Genomic DNA, 20,707 nt, shown 5'->3' with positions numbered 1-20,707 from the left:
CTTATGGCCAAAGGTCAGCGTAAGGCGCTCCGTCCGACCTGGGAGGGCCATCTGCGGCTGTCGCTCGTCACCTGCCCCGTCGCGCTGTACACGGCGACGGAGCGCACCGCCGATATCCACTTCAACCTGATCAATCCCAAGACCAACAACCGCATTCACATGCAGACGGTCGATGCCGTCACGGGAGAGCCCGTTGACCGCTCGGAGTTGGTGCGGGGATTTGCGGTTGCCAAGAACAAGTATGTGGTGGTCGACAAGGAAGAGCTCGATGCGGTGAAGATCGAGTCGACGCGACTCATCGATATCGAGCATTTCGTGAGTGCCAACGATATAGACCGCATCTATTGGGACGAGCCCTACTATCTGGCCCCATCGGGCAAGACCGGCGTGGAGGCCTTCTCCGTCATCAGGGCGGCCATGGCAAAGGAGAACAAGGTCGCGCTTGGCCGTCTGGTCCTGCATCAGCGGGAACGGCTTTGCGCCCTGGAACCGCGCGACAGCGGCATCTTGCTGACGACCTTGCGTACGCACGACGAGATCCGCAGCAGCGGCGAAATCTTCGACCGCAGCCTGCCAAAGCCCGATGCGCGCATGCTGGAGATCGCGCAGAAGATCATCGAGCAGCAGGAAGCGAGGTTCGATCCGTCGGAGTTCACCGACCGCTACGAGGACGCGCTGCGCGAGCTCATCGACCGCAAGCGCAAGGGTAAGCCGCTGGTTACGGCGGCAGAGGAAGAGCCCGAGGAAAAGGTCGTCGACCTGATGGATGCCCTGCGCCGCAGTCTGCACGGCGGCGGTGCCGGCCGCGAGAAGGCCGAGCGTTTCATGGCCGCTCACGCCAAGAAGAAGCGGGCCAAGACGCGTAAGCGCGGCGCCGGGCGGAAGCGCGCCGCCTGATCCCATTTGTCCATTAAATAAATGGACGAAAAATGGGGAAGTCCCCGGACAGGAAAGGGTGGCGCAGTCTGCATGATCGCCGATCCTAGCTGCAGGCTCTGGTGATAACCGATTCCGGTCGTCAATGAGCGGCTGGCTGGACCGGGGCCGGGTGTGGAGCGTACAAGGCCCGCCATGTCGGGTTTTTCCTATGACGTGATCGTGGTGGGAGCCGGCCATGCCGGTTGCGAAGCAGCGGCTGCTGCGGCGCGCCTGGGCGCGCGCACCCTGCTTCTCACCCATCGCCTCGACACGATCGGCGAGATGTCCTGCAACCCAGCCATTGGTGGCCTGGGCAAGGGCCATCTCGTGCGCGAGATCGATGCGCTGGACGGCGTCATGGGACGGGCCATCGATCAAGCGGGCATCCAATTCCGCACTCTCAACCTGTCCAAGGGCCCGGCCGTTCGAGGGCCAAGGGCACAAGCCGATCGCAAGCTCTATCGGCAGGCGATGCAGGTGCTGTTGGCCGAGCAAAGCAACCTGGAGATTCGGGCGGAAGCCGTCGGCGATATTCTGGTCGATACACGCGGGACGTGTGTCGGTGTGGTAACGGAGTCGGGCCGGGAGATCACCGCCGGGCGCGTGGTCCTGACGACTGGAACCTTCCTCAGAGGCCTTATTCATCTGGGCGAACAGACAATGCCGGCTGGACGGGCCCGCGGGCAACGCAATGGCCTGCCAGCCGATCTCGCGCCGAATGCCGTCGAAGAGCCGTCGACACCACTCGCTCTGAGGTTGCAGGCGCTTGGCTTCGCGCTCGGCCGCCTCAAGACGGGGACGCCGGCACGGCTCGACGGTCGCACCATCGATTATGCCTCGTTGGAGCGCCAGGAGGGCGACACCCCACCGCGCCCCTTCTCCTACCTGACGACCGAGATCACGACGCCGCAGGTCGCTTGCCACGTCACCGAGACGACGCCAGCGACCCATGACATCATCCGCGCCAATCTGCACCGCGCGCCGATGTATTCAGGGCAGATCGAAGGCGTCGGGCCGCGCTACTGTCCATCGATCGAGGACAAGGTCGTTCGTTTCGCACAGCGGGATCGCCATCAGATCTTTCTCGAGCCCGAGGGACTCGACGATCCCACTGTCTATCCCAATGGCATTTCGACCTCCCTGCCGCGCGACGTACAGACGGCGCTTCTGCGAACCATCCCCGGCCTGGAACGGGCGGTGATGCTGCGGCCGGGCTATGCCATCGAGTACGACCACATCGACCCGCGGGAGCTGTTTTCGACCTTAGAGACCCGGCGCGTGCCCGGTCTCTATATGGCTGGCCAGATCAATGGCACCACAGGGTATGAGGAAGCCGCAGCGCAAGGATTGGTAGCCGGATTGAACGCGGCACTGGCCGCAGGAGGATCCCAACCCTTCACGGTCGACAGAGCCGATGGCTACATTGGCGTGCTGATCGATGATCTCGTCAGTCTTGGCGTTACTGAGCCCTACCGGATGTTCACGTCCCGGGCCGAGTATCGGCTATGGCTGAGAGCAGACAATGCCGATCAGCGCCTGACCCCCAAGGGCATCGCAATAGGTTGTGTCAGGTCGGAACGCGTCCGGATGTTTCACGTGAAACAACGGGCCTTGGAGTCTGGACGGGAATTGGCTGGATCGCTCCGCGCAAGCCCATCGGCTCTGGCCAAGCTCGGGATCGTGATCAATCAGGATGGCGTCGTTCGCTCGGCGCTGGACTTGCTGGCCTACCCGGAGATGTCGTGGGAGCGGCTAGCGGGCATATGGCCACAACTGGCTACTATAGATAGTGGTGTCGTCGAACAACTAACCATCGACGCCCGTTACGACGGCTATCTCGATCGCCAGCGCCAGGATATCGCCGCGTACCGTCGGGACGAGGCCTTGGAACTACCGCCCGACCTCGACTACAGCGCAGTCGGAAGCCTGAGCAACGAGGTCCGTCAGAAGCTCCAGGCGCACAAGCCGGTCACCCTAGGGCAGGCGGCGCGAATCTCGGGCGTCACTCCGGCGGCGCTGGTCGCACTCCTCAAGCATGTTCGCCGACGGGCGGCTTGATGACCGATTGCCAATCCTGTTTGAGGCCTGGGCCGCTTGCCGTCCGAGGGTCTGTGCAAAGCGTGCAAAAGGTGAAAGCCGGGGATGAAGACATTCCGCGCCTAGTCCTGAGCGGTAGTTTTCCCGGGTGCGCCTCACGGCCGGACCGGCCGAACGGCCGCTCGCCATGAGCCACGTCCATGCCGGCCGAGAGCTCTTCCTCGAAGAGATGCGGGAACTCCGGGTGGATGTTTCACGTGAAACACGGGACCGTCTTGAGGCCCTCGTCCTGACTCTTGGTCGATGGCAGAAGGCCATCAATCTCGTCGGCCGGGCTACCCTGGAAGACATCTGGATTCGCCACGTCCTGGACTCTGCCCAGCTCGTGCCTCTCGTCCCGCGCGACGCCAAGAGCCTGACGGACCTCGGATCGGGGGGCGGCTTTCCCGGCCTGGTGCTGGCGGCGATGGTGCCGAGCTTGGCCATAACGCTGATCGAGTCGGACGCCCGGAAGGGCGCGTTCCTCGGAGAAGCAGCGCGCCGCATGGACCTGCCCAAGCCGCCAACAGTGGTCGTTGGACGCATCGAGACTGTCCCACCGGCCAAAGCCGATGTCGTGACTGCCCGCGCCCTAGCTCCGCTCAAACAGTTGCTCGTTTGGGCCGCCCCGCACCGGAACGACCCCGCTATTTGCCTTTTCCACAAAGGAAAAGGCTGGCAGGGTGAATTGACCGAAGCCCGTCAGGACTGGGACATTGAAGCTCAGCCTTTTACCAGCGTAACGGATCGTGACGCCGTCCTCCTCCGAATCACAGCCTACGCCGCCAAAGATCTTCGCCATCGCTAACCAGAAAGGTGGCGTCGGCAAGACGACAACGGCGATCAACCTGGCGACAGCCTTGGCTGCCGTCGGCGATCGCGTGCTGTTGATCGACCTCGATCCCCAGGGCAATGCGTCGACCGGGCTGGGGGTCGCGCGCAACAACCGGTCCCCCGGCTCCTATGAATTTCTGCTCGGCCTGACGTCGCTCACCGATTCCGTCCGGACCACCCAAATTCCGAACCTGTCGGTCATGCCGGCCTCGGTGCAGCTCGCTGGCGCCGAGATCGAATTGATTGATCTCGAACGACGGGAGCATCGTCTGGCAGATGCCCTGGCCGCTCCTGGAAACGACGCGCGCGCCCGCTGGGACACAATCCTGATCGATTGCCCGCCCTCGCTCGGTCTCGTGACCCTGAACGCCCTGGTCGCGGTCGATGCCGTGCTGGTGCCGCTGCAGGCCGAGTTCCTGGCGCTGGAAGGGATCGGCGCCCTCTCGAACACCGTAGATCGCGTCAAAAAGAAACTCAATCCAAAGTTGCATATCGCCGGGGTCGTTCTGACGATGGTCGATCGTCGCATGACGCTGAGCCAGCAGGTCGAAGCCGACGTGCGCGGCCATTTCGGCGAGCTGGTGTTCGGCACGACCATTCCGCGCAACGTGCGTATCGCCGAAGCGCCCTCGCACGGCCTGCCGGTGATCATCTACGACAATGCCTGCGCCGGATCGCAGGCCTATATCCTGCTGGCGAGCGAGTTCATCCGCCGCCGGCGCAATGCCGCGGAAGCGGCCGTTTCACAGGCATCCGATGAGCCAGTCTCCTAAAGCACGCGGTCTCGGCCGCGGTCTCTCCGCCCTTCTTGGCGACGAGGATGTCGCCGCCGCCGTGGCGCCGTCACCTCCTCCGGCACCGCCTCAACCGACGCCGAGCGAAGCGCCGCGACCGGCGGCGGCCGCGCGAGCGCCTGCGACCTTGCCGATCACCTATCTGCGCCCCGGCAAATTCCAGCCGCGTACAGTCTTCGAGGACAAGGATGGGCTGGTCGACTCGGTCAAGCAGTTCGGGCTTTTACAACCTATCCTTGTGCGACCGCTCTATGGCGAGCCGGATACCTACGAGATCATCGCTGGCGAGCGGCGCTGGCGGGCAGCGCAGAAGGCGCAGCTGCACGAGGTGCCGGTCGTCATCCGGACGCTCGACGATCTCGATGCCCTGCAGCTGGCGCTGATCGAAAACCTGCAACGGACCGACCTGTCGGCGATCGACGAGGCCATGGGTTATCGCCGCCTGATGGACCAGTTCAATCAGACCCAGGAGCAGGTGGCCGAGACGATGGGGCGGAGCCGCCCCCACATCGCCAACACCCTGCGTCTGCTCGACCTGCCCGAAGAGGTGCGGGACATGGTCCAGCGGCACGAGCTTAGCGCCGGTCAGGCACGCACCCTTCTCGCCTTCCCTGATCCCGTGACCATGGCCGAGCGCACGGTGAAGGAGAAGCTCAGCGTGCGCGAGCTGGAGCGCCTGGCCGCGGGCGACAAGCCGGCAGCGCCGAAGGCCAAGAATGGCAAGGTGTCGGCTCCCGTCGAAGGCACCAAGACCGCCGACACCAAGGCGCTCGAGCGGCGCCTCGAGGAGGCGCTCGGGCTCAAGGCGTCGCTGTCGCTTCGTGGGCTCGGTGAGCAAAGCATCCTGACGCTCGAGATCCGCGATTACGATCAGCTCGACCTCGTCGTCGAGCGCCTGACCCGCCGGTAAGGCGTTCGCTACCCTCGCGGCGGCGGCGTCGACCCCAGCCGGTTCGCCGCGCGCGCGAGCAGACTGCGGAACCACGCATGCCCGCGCTTGCCGCTGGCGGCCAGGCTCCAATAGGCGTCGATCATCAGCCGCCGATGCGGATAGGCAAGCTCGACCAGCCGCAGGCGTCTTGATCTCATCAATTCCTGCGCCACCTTGCGCGGCACCAGTGCCACGCAGTCCGCCTGCTCGACGATAGCACCCATCACCAGAAAATTCGGCGTGGTGCAGACCAGGGAGGTCTCCAGGGCCGATGTCGGCTGCAATGCAAGGCGGATATCCAGCGGCACGCGCGGGTCGGATTTCATGCCAACCTGACGTGCCTTCTGGAACTGCTCGGCCGTGATGCGTGCCGGAATCCGCGGGTTGCTCTCGGCGGCAATACAGACGATGTCGTCGCGCCAGAGCGGCATCGAGCCCACGCGCTTGCCGAGCCGCTCGCCGAAGGCGCGGGGTCCGATCATGAAATCGACCCGGGCGAGGTCGCCCAGATTGCGGGCCCGCGCCTCGGTGAATTCCAGGACGACATGCGGCGCCTCGGCGGCGCAGATCTCGGCCAGGATCGGCGCCAGGAGCAGGCCCACATAGTCCGCTGTCGCGATCACGACATGCACCGACTCGGTTGCTGGATCGAACGGATCGGTCGAATCAAGTAACAGGCCGATCTCGCTCAAGGCCCGGTGTAGCGGCCCGATCAAGGCTTCGGCGCGGACTGTCAGCTGGGCTTCCCGCCCGATGGTGACCAGGAGCTGGTCCTCGAACGTGGTCCGGAGCTGCCGCAGGACTCGGCTGATGCCCGGCTGGGTCATGCCGAAGGACCGCGCCGTGCGCGTGACGCTGCGCGTACGCAGCAGTTCGTGAAGGATGGGCAAGCTGTCGAGGTTGACCCGATGCAGGCGCGCCACGAGATCGCGCGTGTCTGATGCTGTCGGCGTGCGTGTCACCGCCATCCGATCCTCCCATAACGATTTGTTATATGTTCTATTTCTCCTTTGTCCGTTCCGGCAAGTACCGGCGCTGACTAGCATCGACCGCAATAAGTCGCGTTCAAGCGACGACAGATCCCGGGAGGATGCGATGGCGGCGCGGACAGGCGAACAATTCCTGCGTGGTCTGAAGGACGGCCGCGAATTGTGGGTTGGCGGCGAGCGCGTGCGCTCGATCGTCGATCATCCTGCGCTGACGGGTGCTGCCCATGCCTTGGCCGAGGTGTTCGATCTCCAGCACGCGGCAGCCGACGATTGCCTGATGCCTGACCCGGAGACGGGCGAGCCGATCAATGTCAGCCACATGATCCCGCATTCGCGCGAGGATCTCCTGCGGCGTCATCGCGGCCTCGAGCGTGTGGCCGAATACTCCGTCGGCCTGATGGGCCGCACGCCCGACTACATGAACGTGACCTTCGCCGGCTTCGCCGGCCGCCGCGACGAGTGGGCGCGCAACGGTAACGACGAGGGCGCGGATAATCTGGTCCGCTACCAGAAGAAGCTCGCGCGCGAGGACATCTCCCTCACCCACACGATCGTGCACTCGACGGTCGATCTGGCCAAGGGCAAGTATCCGGTAGGCTTCGATCCGGTTCAGCTGCACAAGGTCGAGAACACGTCGAACGGCATCCTGGTGCGGGGCTCGCGCGTGCTGGCGACGTTGGCGCCCTTCGCCGACGAACTCGCCGTCTATCCCGGCAGTGCGATGCCCAACGCGGCGGACGTCCATGCGCTCGCCTTCTGCATTCCGATGGACACGCCGGGTCTCAAGTTCATCTGTCGCGACAGCGTGGCGGTCAACACCAACCGCTACGAGCATCCCTTCTCGAGCCGCTTCGACGAGCAGGATGCCTTCGTGATCTTCGACGATGTCGAGGTGCCGCGCGATCGGCTTTTCATCGACGCCAACCTCGAAGTCTACAATACGGTGATGAAGACCAGCTGGTGGTCCAACATCATGCAGCAGACCATGATCAGGGCGCAGACCAAGCTCGAGTTCGCCTGGGGTCTGGCGACGCGCATGGCCGAAGCCATCAACTCCGCGAGCCAGCCGCCCACCCAGCAGCTCCTGGGCGAGATCGCGATGTATGCGGAGTTTGCCCGCAGCTCGGTCTTCGCGGCTGAGCAGGCCGCCCATGAACATGGCAACGGTCTGTGGTGCTGCGACGGCCGGCCCCTGTTGGCATTGCGCGCGGCGCTTCCCACCTGGTTCCCGCGCGTCAACGAGATCATCCGGGTCGTCGGCTCGCACAACCTGCTGACCACGCCGGCCCTCGGCGCGTTGCAGGACAAGGACCTTCGCCCGCTGATCGACAAATATCTCCGCGGGGTCGGTATCGACGCCGAGCAGCGCAGCCGGCTGTTCCGTCTGGCCTGGGACTTCACGGGAACTGCGCTCGGCAGCCGCAACGAGCAATATGAGCGCTTCTACCTGGGCTCAGTCGGGCGTAACCTGATCAACGCACAGCTGTTCACGGACCGGAAACGGGCCAACCGTCTGCTCGACCGTTTCCTACTCGAGGATTGCGACGGCACCCAGCAGGCAAGCCCGTCGGCCTTACCGCGTTCGCTTGGGCAAGCTGCGTCATGACGCGCTAGACGTCAGACACACAGGAGGAATGGCATGAGTCGATCATCGGAATCGCTGTCGCCGCCACTTACTGCCGTGACGCCACGCGGCGTCAACCACATCGTCTTCAATGTCCGCGACCTCGAAGAGTCGCATCGCTTCTGGACGGAGATCATCGGCTTCCGGCAGGTCGGTGAATTGCGTCCGACCGCGCAACGGCCGAACCCGCCGAAGATGCGCTTCTACAGCGGGGACCGTGATGGACATACCCATCACCATGATATCGCCCTGGTGGAGAATCGCGATCTGCCGCCACCGCCGAAGGAATGGAATATGTTCGGCATGCCGCTGGCGGTGAACCATATCGCTATCACCTTGCCGAGCCGCGAGGCCTGGTTGCAGCAGCTCGCCTTTCTCCAGGCGCGAGGCGTGAAGTTCAATCGCCGGGTCAATCACGGCATGACGCACAGCCTCTACATCCACGATCCCAACGGTTACGGCGTCGAACTGCTCTACGACCTGCCGCGGGAGGTCTGGGAAGGCGATATCGATGCGGCCCTGAACTATGTCGAAGTCTTGCCGACGGAGGGCCGGGAGGCGCTGGCCGACAAGGCCGACAAGTTGCCGTCGTTCGGTACCGCAGCGTCGTAGCCGCTGGCCTGTCGGGCAAGAGGGGGAGGCCGGATCTCAGGCTGCGGTGAGATCCGAAACCACCTTACGCCATTCGACCTGCAGGTCTGCCACGTGGGTCGCCTGGCCGGACTGCTCCAGGGCCTCGGCCAGATCGCCAAGCCGGGCGGCCCCAGCGGCGCGTGCCGCACCCTTCAGCTTATGCGCCAGCTCGACCAGGCGATCGGGTTCGTCCCTGGAGCCGACGATCTCATCCACGAGCTTTGCCCCCGCCTCTCGGAACCGGTCGAGCACGCGTTCCACGGTTGCGGGATTGTCGCCAAACATCTGCGAGACGATCGAGCGGTCGAGTGCTGCCGGCCTGGCCTTGGCCAGAGCGGTCCAGCGGGCCACCGCATCCTGCAGGCGATCGAGAGTCAGCGGCTTGGTCAGATAATCGTCCATCCCGGCGGCGAGGCAACGCTCGGCCTCACCCTTCAAGGCGTTGGCGGTGAGGGCGACAATGGGCGTGCGGGGACGGTCCGGATTGGCGGTTTCCTCGGTCCGGATCTCGCGAGTCAGCTCGAACCCATCCATGTCCGGCATGTGGATGTCGGTCAGTACCAAGGAATAGGTCCGGTCCCGCCATAGCGTCAGCGCCTCAATGCCGTTCGCCGCTGTATCCAACGGAATTCCCAGGATCTCGAGCTGGCCAGCCACGACGTCGAGGTTCACCTGGTTGTCGTCGACGGCCAGTACACGCACGCCCGGCGGCGCAGTGACCACCTTGAAAGGCTCTGGCGCTCGACCCTCGATCGGGGCCGCGGCTGTCGCTGGCCGCGCGTTCACCGTCACCGTGAACGTCGACCCCTTGCCCGGGCGGCTCTCGACCATCACCCGACCGCCCATGAGTTCGGCAAGCCGCCGAACGATCGAGAGGCCAAGGCCCGTGCCGCCATAGCGCCGCGTCGTCGAGCTGTCGGCCTGCGAGAACGGCTTGAACAGGCGCTCCTGCTGCGCGGGATCGAGACCGATGCCGGTGTCGCTGACGGACAGCGCCAGAGTGACATTGCCATCGCCACCCGCCTCCAGTGCGCGCACGCGCACATCGATGCGGCCGACATCGGTGAACTTGATGGCATTGCCGATCAGATTGAACAGGATCTGTCGTATGCGCATGACGTCGACAAGCAGGGCATCGGGGGTGTCGGGCTCGATCGTCGCGGCCAATGTCAGGCCCTTCTTCTCGGCCTGGACCGCAAGCGTCTCCACCGTGCCCCCAATGACGGTGCGCAGCGAACAGGGAACCTCCTCGAGCTCCATGCGTCCCGCTTCGATCTTCGAGAAGTCGAGCACGTCGTCGATGATGCGCAACAATGCGGTGGCGGAGCTGCGCACGGTGCCGACCAGCCTCTTCTGCCGATCATTCAGGGGCTCGCGTTCCAACAACTCGGCTGTTCCGACGACGCCGTTCATCGGCGTCCGCATCTCGTGACTCATCGTGGCGAGGAAGGTCGATTTGGCGTGGTTGGCAGCCTCCGCCTCGTCCCGGGCGCGCTCGGATTCGGCGCGTGCCAGGGTGAGCTTTTCCTCCCGCTCTACGATCTCGGTCAGGTCGTGGTGGATTGTGAGAAGGCGGCCGTCGGAAAGTCGTCGATAAGTGATCTCGACGGTTCGGCCCGCGACCGTTCGCCAGCGTTCGGTGGGAATTTCGGTGCGCTGGAAGTTCGCGGCGCGCCCGGCCACCCAGGCATCGAGACCGCCCTGTAGGTCGGCCGGCGGTCCGTAATCGCCGCGCTGCGCGCGATAGCGCACGAGGGCGCCGAAGGTGGGCAAGGTCTCCAGCGCCACGTCGGATAGATCGTAGAGCTTGGTGATCGCCGGGTTGTGATACACGCGGCGGCCGTCGGCCTCGTACAGCAGGACGCCGTCGGTCATGTTGTCGAACACGGCCTGCAGCACCGCGCGCGCCTGCATCGCCTCCTTTTCGCGTCGTGCGTAAAGCGCCGCGAGGTCTTCGTGCGCGAGGCCAAGCGCGGTCTGTTTGCGTTGCATGCGGTGCTGCACGCTGTTCTGGAGCAGCAGCGCGATGAGATAGAGGATCGCGCCGATCGCCACTGGCTTGGCGAGCGGATCGTCGCTCAACAGGAACCCGACAGCCAGCAACAGCAGATCGGCGCAGACGAGCAGGACATAGCTGCGCGGTTCGAAGGTCCGACCCGGCGGCAGGGCGGCGATCGATGCCAGCGTCGCCGCCACCAGCATGCGCGGTTCCAGCGGCGGCTGCGGCACCAGTAACAATGCGGCCATGCCGTAGGAGAGTCCGGTCAGGGCGGCGAGGAAGATATACCAACGGCGCCAGCCTTCGATCGAACGGCTCTCGGGATTCACTCGATAGAGATGAGCCAGCCACAGGAAGCCGATCATCGAGCCCACATGCAGGGCTGCCGGCGCCGCGAGCATCCACCACGGCACACTGCCGCCGTAGGCGATGGCAAAGATGCCCCACATGGCGAGCGCGAGGATCCGCAGCCAATTGCCGGCCATGAGGCTGTCGGTCATGGCCCGTTCGATGCGTGGATCGTCGGGTGGGGCGGGTGCGGTCGGGGTCGGAGAGATCGACTTGATCACGCGCCTATCGTCCATCTGCCCTGTTTCCTCGCCGTAACGCGGACCACGAAAGATGTTTCGTCGGTTTCATCGACGGGCAATGACCGTGTTGGCGTAACACAAGAAACCAAATCCGCATGTTCCGCAATCATCGGGAAACCGCCGGATCGCTAACGTCCCTGCACCGATTGGCGCGACGGGTTCGCCAACGGGTCGGTAAGGAGACAGCGATGGTTGGTCGCCTGCTGATGCACCCCGTGGTGGAGGACGTGTTCAACGTGCTTACGGTGGCTCTAACCCTCCTCAGCGCCGGCCTGATCGCTTCGTTGCTGATCATGCCGCCGGCGGAAGAGCGGCGGGTAGTGCCGGCGGCCAGATCGGTCGCTGCGCCGATGGCAGCCGCCAGAATCAGCATGATGAGGAGCTGCAAGCCGGTTTCAGGGGCATTCCCGAGGCCCTCTCGGGTCGACTGCAAGCCCTAGTCGACCCCGCCAAGACAGCGTCGGTTCACATACCCCCCGACGCTCACGGTCGGTATCACCCGGTGCCAGACCGTGCTCAAACGGTGCCCCACTTCCGGGGTGCCGTTTGAGGTGCTTGAGCTTGTCTTCACCGGCCGGCAGGATGGTCGACGATGGCCATTCGCCCCAGAGATACTCGTCCCCATGTCATTGTTGTCGAGGACGAACAGTTCCAGCGTGAAACGCTTGTAGATTTCCTGGAGGCAAACGGCTTTCGGACCACCGGGGTGGAGTCGGGCGCCGGCCTTCGCAGGCTGGTTGAGAAGGATCCACCGGCTCTCGTCATCCTCGACCTCAAACTGCCGGGCAGCGAGGATGGCTTTGCCCTCGCCCGCTTCCTGCGGGAGCGCAGCCGTCGGATGGGCATCATCATGCTGACCGCCAGCGCCGATACCGTCGATCAGGTCGCGGGCCTCGAGATCGGCGCCGACGATTATGTCGCCAAACCCTACGAGGCGCGGGCCTTGCTGGCCCGGCTGAAGGCGGTTCTGCGCCGGGCGGGTGGCGCAGAAGCTGCCACGCCGGGCGCGCGCGTGCGCATGGGCAAATGCCTGCTCGATCTCACAACCCGACGCATGACCGCCCTTTCCGGTGGAGATATCGCCTTGCGGGCCGGTGAATTCGAGCTTCTGAAGCTCTTTGCCGAAAACCCGAACCGGCCCCTCAGCCGTGACTGGCTGCTCGAGACGACGAGCCACCGCGAGATGGAGGCATTCGACCGGGCGATCGACATTCGAATTCTGCGGATTCGCCGCAAGATCGAGGTCGATCCGGCAAGACCTACCTGCATCCGGACGGTGCGCGGCGCTGGCTACATGTTCGTCCCGCCAGACGACTGAGTTCATCAGGGCGACCCGGCCAGTGCCGGGAACTTCGTCTTCCATTTCGCGTTCAACCCGCGACGGCCGGACCGCGCGTTCGTCCGCAAGTGGGAGTGTGGACGGATGGCAAGTGAAACGCTGCACGAGGACCCGGAAAAGCTCGGAGACGAGGTCATCGACGTCCATCGCGCGATCGTTTCCGTGATGGAGGAACTGGAGGCCGTCGACTGGTACAACCAGCGCGCCAAGGCGACATCGAATCCCGAACTCCGCGCAATCCTCGAGCATAATCGCGATGAGGAGAAGGAGCATGCGGCCATGGTGCTGGAATGGCTGCGGCGCACGGATCCCGCCATCGAGCAGCATTTCAAGACCTACCTCTTCACCGACAGTCCCATTACGGAGATCGAGGTGGAAGCCGAACACGGAGGTGGCTACAAGGCTTCATCGCCCACCAACGGTGGCGACCTCGGCATCGGAAGCCTGCGGGGAACCAGTCGATGAACCATCTTTTTCGCGAACGCGCTCCCATCACCCCGGCCGGCTGGGCCGAGATCGAGAAGGAGGCAAAGCGGACGTTGCGGGCCCTGCTGGCCGCGCGCCGCGTCGTTGATTTCCGCGGGCCGCTGGGCTGGCAGGCATCGGATGTCGAATTGGGTCGCGCCGACCCGATTGCCTCTCCCGTCAACGGCAAGGATGTCCAGGCGCGGTTGCGGCGCATCCAGCCGCTGGTCGAATTGCGCGTTCCGTTCGAGATGACGCGCGCCGAGCTTGATGCCATCGATCGCGGAGCACGCGACCCCGATCTCGATGCGGTGACGGCGGCGGCCCGTCAGATCGCCATCGCCGAGGACCGCGCGATCTTCCACGGCTACGACGCGGCGCACATCACCGGCATCTGTCAGGCCAGTGGCACTGCCACGGTGCCTCTTGGCACCAGTCACAACGACTATCCTGGCGCGGTGGCCGCGGCCCTGACCCGGCTGCGGGATGACGGCGTCGAAGGGCCGTTCGCCGTGGTGTTGAACGAACAGCTTTACAAGGATCTCGCCGCGCGCACCGATGGCGGCTATCCGATCCTCACGCACGTGAAGCGGCTGGTGGAAGGCGATATCGTTCCTGCGCCGGGGCTCGACGGTGGCCTGGTGATTTCTCTGCGCGGCGGCGACTTCGAACTCACCGTCGGACAGGATTTCTCCATCGGCTATCTCGAACATACGACCGAGCTGGTGCGACTCTATATCGAAGAGAGCTTCACCTTCCTCGTCCTGACCGAGCAAGCGGCCGTGCCGCTCTCCGCAGGGGGCAAGAAGTAACAGCGGCTTCCGGGGCGGCGGATTTCGGCTAGTGTCCGCGCCATGGAAACCGCAGATCCCGCAGTGGCCTTCGAGCAAGGCTTCGCGCTTCATCGTCAGGGCCGGCTCGACGAAGCTGAACGGTGCTACCGTTCGGTGCTCGCCGGGCAGCCGTCCCATTTTCATGCGCTGCATTTCACCGGTCTGATCCACTATCAGCGCGGCGCCCATGCGGAGGCTGCCGACTGGATCGAGCGTGCCATCGCGGTCGACCCGAAGGTACCGGAAGCCCATTCCAATCTCGGCCTCGCGCTGCAGGAGCTGCAACGGTTCGACGAAGCTCTGGCCTGTCACCAACGCGCGCTCGAACTGGAGCCCGATGCGGCGGAATCCCTGAACAATCGGGGCAATGTGCTGCTGGCGCTCAACCGTCCCGAGGAAGCGCTGGCCGACTATGACGAAGCGCTTCGGCGGAATCCCGATTTTGCCCTGGCGCACAACAACCGTGGCAATGCGCTACAGGCGTTGGGACGCGTCGACGAGGCTCTTGCGGCCTATGACCGAGCGCTGCAGCTGATGCCGGATTTCGTCCTCGCGTTAAACCACAAGGGACGCATCTTGCGCGAGATGAAACGCCTCGACGAGGCCGCAGCCGTCTTTGGCCGACTGCTGACGCTGGCGCCTCAGCTGCCCTATCTTCCGGGCATGCTGTTCGATACGCGCCTCAACGCGTGTCAGTGGCAGGGCTACGACGCGGCCGCGGCTGCCATCATTTCCGCCATCAGACGCGGTGAGCGCGCCGATGCACCGTTCACCTTCTTCAATTACTCCTTGGTACCTGCAGACCAGCTTCTGTGCGCGCGTGCCTTCGCTGCCGCCGACTTTCCGCCTTCGCCCCGCCCGCTGGTGACCGGCCGCCCGGTGCGTCGCGACCGGATTCGCCTTGCTTATCTCTCGCCGGATTTCCGGCAACATGCGACCGCTTACCTGACAGCGGGCCTGTTCGAGCATCATCACCGGTCGCACTTCGAGGTCTTCGGCATTTCCTACGGGCCCGACGATCAGAGCCCGATGCGGGCCCGCCTGCAGGCAGGCTTCGACCGCTTCATCGACGTCCGAGAACACGGTGATCGTGCCGTGGCGGAGCTGCTTCATCAGGAAGGCATCGACATCGCCGTCGATCTCGCCGGTTACACGGCCCTGAACCGCGCGGGAATCCTGGCGCATCGGCCGGCGCCGATTCAGGTCCTCTATCTGGGCTTCCCGGCGACGATGGGGACGTCCTTCATCGACTACCTTATCGCCGACCATCAGGTCATACCGCCGCAGCATGAGCCGGCCTACAGCGAGAAGATCGTGCGCTTGCCCGACAGCTATCAGGTCAACGACAACAAGAGGGCAATCGCCGAACAAGGCCCGTCGCGCCGTGAACTCGGCCTGCCGGACAGAGCCTTCGTCTTCTGCTCCTTCAACAACAGCTACAAGATCAGGCCGGCAATCTTCGATGTCTGGATGCGACTGCTGCGCGCCGTCGAAGGCAGCGTGTTGTGGCTGCTCGACGACAATCCGTTTGCCATCGCCGCCGTGCGACGCGAGGCGCAGCAGCGTGGTGTGTCACCGAACCGACTCGTCTTCGCGCCGCGGGTGCCGCTGGACCAGCATCTGGCGCGACATCGCTGTGCCGATCTCTTTCTCGACACCTTTCCTTGCAACGCCCACACCACGGCCAGCGATGCGCTCTGGGTCGGACTGCCGCTGATCACCTTGACGGGTGATACCTTCGCCTCGCGCGTGGCGGCCAGTCTCCTGAACGCTGTCGGGCTGCCCGAGCTTGTCACCACCAATCTGGCCGAGTACGAGGCGCTGGCTTTCAAGCTCGCAACGACCCCCGACCTCCTGGCCGAGACCAAGGGACGGTTGGAGGCGCAGCGCTCTCAGGCGCCGCTGTTCGATACGGGCAGAACGTGCCGCCATCTCGAGAGTGCCTATATCGAGATGTACGAGCGCTGCCTGCGGGGCGATGCGCCCAGCGGCTTCGACGTGGCGGCGCTTCCTTAACGCCGGGCCTTGGCCTGGCGAGCGGCCTGGGCGAGGCGGAGGCAAAGACGCCGGGCGATGGTCTCGTCCGGCATGCCCGTGCGCTTGCAGTCGATCTCAGCGTCGAGGATCGTCGTCAATGCCGCGCTCAAGCGGGGCAGTGGCCAGGCGCGCAGATGCCGCTCGAAGCGCTGGCGGACCGGTCCGCCGCGCGGCAGGCCACGGGCCTTGAAGAGTGCGCTCTCGAAATTGCCGCCCTTGGCGTGGCCCGAGACGAGATGGAGCTGGTCGGCATGGCGTTGGAGCGAGCGCACCAGCTGGATGGAATTGCCACCTTCCGCGAAAACGCGGTCCAGCGCCCGGTCGAGCGCGACGATCTCGCCGTCGAATGTGGCTGCGATGACGTCGTCGATGCCGACCGCGGCCGTATCGCCGAGCACGGCGACGGCATCCTCCAGCGTGATCGTCCTGTTTCCGTCTCCGCTCTTGTAGAGCAGGAGCTTTTCCACCTCGCTGCGCGTTTGGCCACGATCGCCGCCCAGTCGGTCGACGATCCAATCGAGGGCGGCTGGATCGACCGCGAAACCGGCGGCGCGGGCCGCGCTCTCGACCAGGCCCTCCAGCGCTTCCGCGGTGTCCATGTAGCAAGGCAGGGCTGCCAGCAGCGACTCGGTTTCGGCCAGCGTCCGCAGGTTTGACCGCGGCGTCAGGTTGCCCGCCTCCAGGACGACCAGAGCGTCGCCCGCTCCTGCGGCGATCAGGTTCTCGAGGGCCGCAACCGATTCCTCTCCAGCGGGCCGCACGCGGATCACCCGGCGCCCGCCCATCAGGGACATGGCCGAGAATTCGTCGGCCAGCCGGGCCGGGTCCGCCTTCAGCACATCGCCGCCGATATCGACGACCCGGAACGGATCCTTGAGATCCTCGCACACCGTCTTGGCGAGCAGACTGCCGCGCTCGGCCACCAAGCCGTCGTCATTGCCATAGATGACGACAGCCCGGATCTTGGCATCCGGCTTCTTGAGAAAGGCTTCGGCTTGGCGCGGCTCGATCTTCACGCTGTGCTTATAGCACGACGTTGACGATCCGGTTGGGGACGACGACGACGCGCCGGGGAGGCTTGCCATCCAGCCCGCGCACGATCTCGGGCAGCGCGAGCGCCGCCTGTTCGGCGACCTCCTTGGGGGCGTCCTTGGCCAGCTGGATGGTGCTGCGCAGCTTGCCATTGAGCTGCACGGCCACCGTGACGGTGTCGTCGACCAGCAAGGCCTCCTCGGCCACCGGCCATGGCTCCTCGGCCAGGAGCGTCTTGTGGCCCAGTGCCTGCCACAGCTCTTCGGCGAGATGCGGCGTCATCGGCCCGATCAGCCGAACGAAGATCTCGAGCGCTTCGCGCACGGCCCATTTGTGGGAGTCGTCCTTGGGGACCGCGTTGCCGATGGTGCCTGCCAGCTCGTAGAGGCGCGCGACCGCCTTGTTGAAATGGAACGCTTCGATATCGGCCGAAAGCGCCGCGATCGTGCGATGCGCGGCGCGGCGCAGTTGCGTCGCCGCATCCGAGAAGGAGGCGGGCTTCGGCGCATCGATTGCCGGCAGGTGCCCCATCGCCTCACTGGCGACGCGATGCAGACGTTGCTGGAAACGCCAGGCGCCGGTGACGCCGGCCTCGGTCCATTCCAGATCGCGCTCCGGAGGACTGTCCGACAGCATGAACCAGCGAGCCGTGTCGGCGCCGTAGTCGCGGATGATCTGATCCGGATCGACGACGTTCTTCTTCGACTTGGACATCTTCTCCGATCGGCCGACCTCGACCGGACTCTTGTCGGAGACGCGTACGACCTTGCCGCCGTTCGTCCGCTCGACCTCCTCCGGCAGCAGCCAGGTGCCGTCGCTCGCGCGATAGGTCTCGTGGCACACCATGCCCTGGGTGAACAGGCCATCGAACGGCTCGTCGCGACTGGTCATCTGCACTTCGCGCATGGCGCGGGTCCAGAAGCGCGAGTAGAGCAGATGCAGGATCGCGTGTTCGACACCGCCGATATATTGATCGACCGGCATCCAGTAGTGGTTCTCGTTCCGGTCGAACGGCGCCGCCTCCAGATGAGGCGACGTGAAGCGATCGAAATACCAGCTCGAATCGATGAACGTGTCGAACGTGTCGGTCTCGCGGCGCGCCTCTCCGCCGCAGGAGGGGCAGGTGACGTGCTTCCAGGTCGGATGACGATCGAGCGGATTGCCGGGGCGATCGAAGGTCACGTCGTCCGGCAACTTCACCGGCAGATCCTTTTCCGGCACCGGCACCACGCCGCACTTGTCGCAATGGATTGCCGGGATGGGACAACCCCAGTAGCGCTGACGCGAGACCAGCCAGTCGCGCAGCCGGTACTGGATCGTGCCCTTGCCGACGCCCATTTCCTCGAGCCGGGCAATCACCCGGGCCTTGGCGTCCTCGACCTCGAGGCCGTTCAGGAAATCCGAATTGATGATGACGCCGTCCTCGACGAACGGCGCGTCGACGACGCTGAAGCTCTTGGCATCGGCGTCCTTCGGCATCACCACCGGAATGATCGGCAAGCCGTACTTGGTGGCGAACTCGTGGTCGCGCTCGTCGTGGCCCGGACAGCCGAAGATGGCGCCTGTGCCGTATTCCATCAGGACGAAGTTGGCGGCATAGACGGGCACAGTACGTCCCGGAACCAGCGGATGCTGGGCGAGCAGCGGCAGCTTGTAGCCCTGCTTCTCCGCCGTTTCGAGTTCGGCCGCGGCCGTGCCGGTCTTGCGGCAATCGGCGATGAAGTGTTGCAGACCCGGATCGTTCTGCGCCAGCTCGGCGACGCGAGGATGATCGACTGACAGCGCCATGAATGACGCGCCGTAGAGCGTGTCGGGCCTGGTGGTGAAGATCTCGAGCTTGCCGCGGTCGGCGCCGGCCGGATCGGTGAGCTCCCAGAAGACGCGGGCGCCGCGGCTCTTGCCGATCCAGTTGGCCTGCATCAGGCGCACCTTCTCGGGCCAGCGGTCGAGCGTATCGAGGCGACTCAGCAGCTCGTCGGCGAAATGGGTGATCTTGAGGTTCCACTGGGTGAGCTTGCGTCGCTCGACGAGAGCGCCGGTGCGCCAGCCCCTGCCCTCGATCACCTGCTCGTTAGCAAGCACCGTATTGTCGACGGGATCCCAGTTGACCCAGGCCTCCTTGCGGTAGGCTAGCCCGGCCTTCCAGAAGTCGAGGAACATCTTCTGCTGGTGGCGATAGTAGGATGGGTCGCAGGTCGCGAGCTCTCGGCTCCAGTCCAGCGACAGGCCCATCGACTTGAGCTGCGCCTTCATGGTGGCGATGTTTTCGTAGGTCCATTTCTTGGGATGGACCTTTTTTTCCATCGCCGCGTTCTCGGCGGGCAGGCCGAACGCGTCCCATCCCATCGGATGGAGGACGTTGAACCCCTTAGCGCGCTTGTATCGCGCGATCACGTCGCCCTGGGTGTAGTTGCGGACGTGGCCCATGTGAATGCGCCCCGACGGATAGGGGAACATTTCCAGCACGTAATACTTGGGTCGGGACGCATCCATTACGGCCCGGAACGTCTGGCGCTCCTCCCAGACCTTCTGCCACTTGGCTTCGGTCTCGCGGAAATTGTAGCGCGGCGGCTGCGGCGACACGGCTCACTCCCAAAACGACAGAGGCCGCAGCGGATGCCCCCTGCAGCCTCTCGCGTCAAGCTTTGTGAACGTCCGAACGCCGGATCAGCTGCCGCCTTGCGCGATTCGGAGTTGCCGGGCGCGCGTGAGGATCGCGTTCTCGATATCGGTATTGGTGTGCGGATCGACCGGCGCGTCCAGCCATCCGCCGCCCTTCGGGTTCATCTGCTGTTTGAACACCGATACGCGCACACCGTCCGCGCGCAGTTCTCGATCGAGGATGGTGATCTGGACCTTCATGCGCTCGTTCGGCGTCTCCGACGGCGTGTACCAATCCGTGATGATAACCCCGCCAAACGGATCGGCCTGGACGAGCGGAATGAAGTTGATCGTATCCAGGGAGGCGCGCCACAGGAAGGCGTTGACCGCCACGCCTGTGTCCGTCTCCTTCTTCTCCGATCGGGAGCCGAACAGGCCGCCCGGGCCGAACAGGGATCCCGTTTCGCGATTCTGACCGCCAAGACCCTGGGCCGCATCGATCTTGCCGGTCTTGCCCCGGTCGAGGTCGCGCTCCTTGATGGCGCTCGGATCGCCGCCACAGCCTGCGGCCAGCGAGGCAACAACTCCAGCCATCGCAAAGCGAAAGAAAGATGACCGGCTCGACATCCTGCTGCCCCTGCTGCTTCCTGCCGCGAAATATAGCATGAACCCTACCCGATTAAGCGCGCTTCCTGCCCGATAAAGCGGCGCGGGACCATAGGCGTCGCCCGACGGGACTGCAAGCAATACAGCATCCGGTTCGCTAAAAGTCCCTTTGGGAAACTTAATTAGTTTTATCAACGCACTAGTGGGCTTTTCTAATGTACGCTTCCGCGGCGGCGCGGCGTCGTTCAAATTGTGACAAAGACGCCACAGGTTCGGAGAGATTCTGGTGCGACTGCGTCCATTCCTTGACCCTGCTTTTCGCCGTGTGTTTCTATGCTGCGGTCGCATTGGCGGGAAAACGCGTGGCTGAAGCACGCAATCCGTCGGTCAGACAAAGGCCTTTGGG

General features: G+C 64.5%; 17 protein-coding genes. 12 read left to right on the top strand and 5 right to left on the bottom strand.

Annotated features, from left to right (window positions below):
* Positions 1–3 precede the first annotated feature (3 nt).
* The 5 genes from ku (at position 4) to B5D62_RS16845 (ending at position 5,532) form a co-directional block, all read left to right on the top strand.
* Complete coding sequence (gene ku / locus B5D62_RS16865; RefSeq protein WP_085935069.1) at positions 4–897, top strand: non-homologous end joining protein Ku; 894 nt, start codon at positions 4–6, stop codon at positions 895–897.
* A gap of 174 nt (positions 898–1,071) precedes the next feature.
* Complete coding sequence (gene mnmG / locus B5D62_RS16860; protein ID WP_085935068.1) at positions 1,072–2,976, top strand: tRNA uridine-5-carboxymethylaminomethyl(34) synthesis enzyme MnmG; 1,905 nt, start codon at positions 1,072–1,074, stop codon at positions 2,974–2,976.
* 127 nt (positions 2,977–3,103) lie between these two features.
* Positions 3,104–3,802, top strand: coding sequence for a 16S rRNA (guanine(527)-N(7))-methyltransferase RsmG (rsmG, locus tag B5D62_RS16855; RefSeq protein ID WP_231714837.1), 699 nt, complete (start codon positions 3,104–3,106; stop codon positions 3,800–3,802).
* Positions 3,744–4,601, top strand: coding sequence for a ParA family protein (locus B5D62_RS16850; RefSeq protein ID WP_170920980.1), 858 nt, complete (start codon positions 3,744–3,746; stop codon positions 4,599–4,601). Before rsmG ends, B5D62_RS16850 begins: the two co-directional genes overlap by 59 nt.
* A complete protein-coding gene (locus tag B5D62_RS16845) occupies positions 4,585–5,532 on the top strand; it encodes a ParB/RepB/Spo0J family partition protein (RefSeq protein WP_085935067.1) in 948 nt (315 codons plus the stop codon). The genes B5D62_RS16850 and B5D62_RS16845 overlap by 17 nt, the downstream gene beginning before the upstream one ends.
* Before the next feature lie 8 nt (positions 5,533–5,540).
* Here B5D62_RS16845 and B5D62_RS16840 read toward each other — a convergent pair whose 3' ends face one another.
* Entirely contained in the window at positions 5,541–6,521 is a 981-nt protein-coding gene (locus B5D62_RS16840) for a LysR family transcriptional regulator (protein ID WP_170920979.1), read from the bottom strand.
* A gap of 127 nt (positions 6,522–6,648) precedes the next feature.
* On the opposite strand from B5D62_RS16840, the gene B5D62_RS16835 reads away from it, so the two are divergent.
* Complete coding sequence (locus B5D62_RS16835; RefSeq protein WP_085935065.1) at positions 6,649–8,148, top strand: 4-hydroxyphenylacetate 3-hydroxylase family protein; 1,500 nt, start codon at positions 6,649–6,651, stop codon at positions 8,146–8,148.
* Between the two features lie 33 nt (positions 8,149–8,181).
* Positions 8,182–8,778, top strand: a complete 597-nt coding sequence (locus B5D62_RS16830) for a VOC family protein (RefSeq protein ID WP_085935064.1) — start codon at positions 8,182–8,184, stop codon at positions 8,776–8,778.
* A 36-nt stretch (positions 8,779–8,814) separates the two neighbouring features.
* Here the strand turns inward: B5D62_RS16830 and B5D62_RS16825 are convergent, their stop codons facing one another.
* Positions 8,815–11,382, bottom strand: coding sequence for a hybrid sensor histidine kinase/response regulator (locus B5D62_RS16825; RefSeq protein ID WP_085935063.1), 2,568 nt, complete (start codon positions 11,380–11,382; stop codon positions 8,815–8,817).
* A 194-nt stretch (positions 11,383–11,576) separates the two neighbouring features.
* Here B5D62_RS16825 and B5D62_RS16820 point away from each other — a divergent pair, with 194 nt between their 5' ends.
* From B5D62_RS16820 to B5D62_RS16800, 5 genes are all read left to right on the top strand, one after another.
* Positions 11,577–11,828, top strand: a complete 252-nt coding sequence (locus B5D62_RS16820; RefSeq protein ID WP_085935062.1) for a hypothetical protein — start codon at positions 11,577–11,579, stop codon at positions 11,826–11,828.
* A 152-nt stretch (positions 11,829–11,980) separates the two neighbouring features.
* Positions 11,981–12,706, top strand: a complete 726-nt coding sequence (locus tag B5D62_RS16815; RefSeq protein WP_085935061.1) for a response regulator — start codon at positions 11,981–11,983, stop codon at positions 12,704–12,706.
* Between the two features lie 105 nt (positions 12,707–12,811).
* Complete coding sequence (locus tag B5D62_RS16810; protein ID WP_085935060.1) at positions 12,812–13,192, top strand: encapsulin-associated ferritin-like protein; 381 nt, start codon at positions 12,812–12,814, stop codon at positions 13,190–13,192.
* Complete coding sequence (locus B5D62_RS16805) at positions 13,189–14,004, top strand: family 1 encapsulin nanocompartment shell protein (protein ID WP_085935059.1); 816 nt, start codon at positions 13,189–13,191, stop codon at positions 14,002–14,004. Before B5D62_RS16810 ends, B5D62_RS16805 begins: the two co-directional genes overlap by 4 nt.
* A gap of 42 nt (positions 14,005–14,046) precedes the next feature.
* Entirely contained in the window at positions 14,047–16,041 is a 1,995-nt protein-coding gene (locus B5D62_RS16800; RefSeq protein WP_085935058.1) for an O-linked N-acetylglucosamine transferase, SPINDLY family protein, read from the top strand.
* Here the strand turns inward: B5D62_RS16800 and holA are convergent.
* From holA to B5D62_RS16785, 3 genes are all read right to left on the bottom strand, one after another.
* On the bottom strand, positions 16,038–17,078 hold the full coding sequence (gene holA, locus B5D62_RS16795; protein WP_170920978.1) for a DNA polymerase III subunit delta: 1,041 nt from the start codon (positions 17,076–17,078) through the stop codon (positions 16,038–16,040). The genes B5D62_RS16800 and holA overlap by 4 nt on opposite strands.
* 7 nt (positions 17,079–17,085) lie before the next feature.
* Positions 17,086–19,677, bottom strand: a complete 2,592-nt coding sequence (leuS, locus tag B5D62_RS16790) for a leucine--tRNA ligase (RefSeq protein ID WP_085935056.1) — start codon at positions 19,675–19,677, stop codon at positions 17,086–17,088.
* 84 nt (positions 19,678–19,761) lie between these two features.
* Complete coding sequence (locus B5D62_RS16785; protein ID WP_231714836.1) at positions 19,762–20,550, bottom strand: DUF3576 domain-containing protein; 789 nt, start codon at positions 20,548–20,550, stop codon at positions 19,762–19,764.
* Positions 20,551–20,707 lie beyond the last annotated feature (157 nt).

It is taken from the genome of Enhydrobacter aerosaccus (assembly GCF_900167455.1).
Taxonomy (GTDB): Bacteria; Pseudomonadota; Alphaproteobacteria; order Reyranellales; family Reyranellaceae; genus Reyranella; species Reyranella aerosaccus.
The sequence above is the reverse complement of the archived record's forward strand: the minus strand, read 5'-3'. Positions and strand labels throughout refer to the sequence as shown.

What these genes read in the sequence shown, in the direction of transcription:
- ku (WP_085935069.1), top strand. Translation starts at nt 4, where the DNA reads ATGGCCAAAGGTCAGCGTAAGGCGCTCCGTCCGACCTGGGAGGGCCAT.
- mnmG (WP_085935068.1), top strand. Translation starts at nt 1,072, where the DNA reads ATGTCGGGTTTTTCCTATGACGTGATCGTGGTGGGAGCCGGCCATGCC.
- B5D62_RS16845 (WP_085935067.1), top strand. Translation starts at nt 4,585, where the DNA reads ATGAGCCAGTCTCCTAAAGCACGCGGTCTCGGCCGCGGTCTCTCCGCC.
- B5D62_RS16840 (WP_170920979.1), bottom strand. Translation starts at nt 6,521, where the DNA reads ATGGCGGTGACACGCACGCCGACAGCATCAGACACGCGCGATCTCGTG.
- B5D62_RS16835 (WP_085935065.1), top strand. Translation starts at nt 6,649, where the DNA reads ATGGCGGCGCGGACAGGCGAACAATTCCTGCGTGGTCTGAAGGACGGC.
- B5D62_RS16830 (WP_085935064.1), top strand. Translation starts at nt 8,182, where the DNA reads ATGAGTCGATCATCGGAATCGCTGTCGCCGCCACTTACTGCCGTGACG.
- B5D62_RS16825 (WP_085935063.1), bottom strand. Translation starts at nt 11,382, where the DNA reads ATGGACGATAGGCGCGTGATCAAGTCGATCTCTCCGACCCCGACCGCA.
- B5D62_RS16820 (WP_085935062.1), top strand. Translation starts at nt 11,577, where the DNA reads ATGGTTGGTCGCCTGCTGATGCACCCCGTGGTGGAGGACGTGTTCAAC.
- B5D62_RS16815 (WP_085935061.1), top strand. Translation starts at nt 11,981, where the DNA reads ATGGCCATTCGCCCCAGAGATACTCGTCCCCATGTCATTGTTGTCGAG.
- B5D62_RS16810 (WP_085935060.1), top strand. Translation starts at nt 12,812, where the DNA reads ATGGCAAGTGAAACGCTGCACGAGGACCCGGAAAAGCTCGGAGACGAG.
- B5D62_RS16805 (WP_085935059.1), top strand. Translation starts at nt 13,189, where the DNA reads ATGAACCATCTTTTTCGCGAACGCGCTCCCATCACCCCGGCCGGCTGG.
- B5D62_RS16800 (WP_085935058.1), top strand. Translation starts at nt 14,047, where the DNA reads ATGGAAACCGCAGATCCCGCAGTGGCCTTCGAGCAAGGCTTCGCGCTT.